Source organism: Paenibacillus prosopidis, assembly GCF_003337375.1.
GTDB lineage: Bacteria > Bacillota > Bacilli > Paenibacillales > Paenibacillaceae > Pristimantibacillus > Pristimantibacillus prosopidis.
The window spans coordinates 1-1,288 of sequence record NZ_QPJD01000079.1 but is presented as its reverse complement, the minus strand read 5'-3'; the positions used below and the strand labels follow the sequence as shown (position 1 = coordinate 1,288).

At 44.2% G+C, this 1,288-nt stretch carries 1 protein-coding gene and 1 pseudogene; both read right to left on the bottom strand.

Going from position 1 to position 1,288, the window contains the following annotated elements:
• Positions 1–39 precede the first annotated feature (39 nt).
• Positions 40–921 (bottom strand): annotated as a pseudogene (locus DFP97_RS30360) (IS3 family transposase); the annotation flags it as partial.
• On the bottom strand, positions 915–1,211 hold the full coding sequence (locus DFP97_RS31275; RefSeq protein ID WP_220271213.1) for a transposase: 297 nt from the start codon (positions 1,209–1,211) through the stop codon (positions 915–917). The pseudogene DFP97_RS30360 and the gene DFP97_RS31275, both read right to left, overlap by 7 nt.
• Positions 1,212–1,288 lie beyond the last annotated feature (77 nt).

Genomic DNA, 1,288 nt, shown 5'->3' with positions numbered 1-1,288 from the left:
TGGACCTCAGTCAAGAAAGTGGACACTAAATAAGAGCAATTAGCTAATACTTTTTTTGTACAGAGCTTCAAACTGCTCTGGAGATAGGTAACCCAAAGACCCATGTATTCTCTTCCGGTTGTAGAAGAGCTCGATGTACTCAAAGATTTCTTGCTGCGCCTGAGCCTTTGTATGAAATTTCGTACAGTAAATAAACTCTTTCTTAAGTACACTGTGAAAAGATTCAATGCAGGCATTGTCATAACAGTTGCCTTTACGGCTCATACTGGCTTTCATATGGTACTTCTCTAGTTGTTCACGGTATGTCTCCGATGCGTACTGTGAGCCTCGATCAGAGTGGTGTATAAGCCCTTTCGGCGGTTGTTGAGAGGCATAGGCCTGATCCAATGCATCAAGTACCAATTCAGCCGTCATTCGATCTGCGAGTTTCCAACCTACGATCTTTCGTGTGAACAGGTCAAGGACGCTAGCAAGGTACATGCGCCCTGCACGACATGGGATATACGTGATGTCAGTGACCCAAACCTTGTTGGGTGCGGTCGTATGAAAGTTTTGATTCAAGACGTTTGGAGCAATGGGCAACGTGTGATTGGAGTCGGTTGTGTTTACTCGGAATTTCTTAGAAACACACGAGCGAAGACCGTTCTCACTCATGAGAATACCAACCAGGCGCTCAGAAACCACCCAACCTTCTCTCTGAAGAAGCTTCGTGATTTTAGGGCTACCATACCGACATTTGGAGTCTAAGAAAAACCAGATGATACGCGCGAATAGTGCCTTTCGACGCTGCTGGTAGCTGTTCTCATCGACTTTCGTTTGAATCCACTTGTAATAGCCGCTCCTTGATACGCACAAGATTTTGCACATCTTCTCCATTCGAAATTCAGAGCGATGATCTTCGATGAATTGGAACCTTAGTTCTTTTCTTTGCTGAAGATGTGCATGGCCTTTTTTAGGATCGCTATTTCTTCTTTCAAATCGAGAATTTCCTGCTCTTGCTCCTGAAGTTGCTGTTCTCTCTGACGGATCGTCTCACGATCTACAAGCGGCTCATTCTCAAACTTACGGTATTTAGCTAACCATTGATGTAGAGTGCCTGCCGGGATATTTAACTCTTCTGCAATCTGCTGTACGCTCTTTGTCTGTTCCTGAATATATTTCACCGTCTGCTCCTTAAACTCGTCACTATATCTTTGTCTGTTCTCACTCATGTCGGACACCTCTTCTGTTCCTTATTGTTTATTATCTAGTGCTTCCAATGAGGTGTCCACTTTCCATGCTAGCATCA

Coding starts and splice junctions, on each gene's coding strand:
- DFP97_RS31275 (WP_220271213.1), bottom strand. CDS start 1,211: ATGAGTGAGAACAGACAAAGATATAGTGACGAGTTTAAGGAGCAGACG.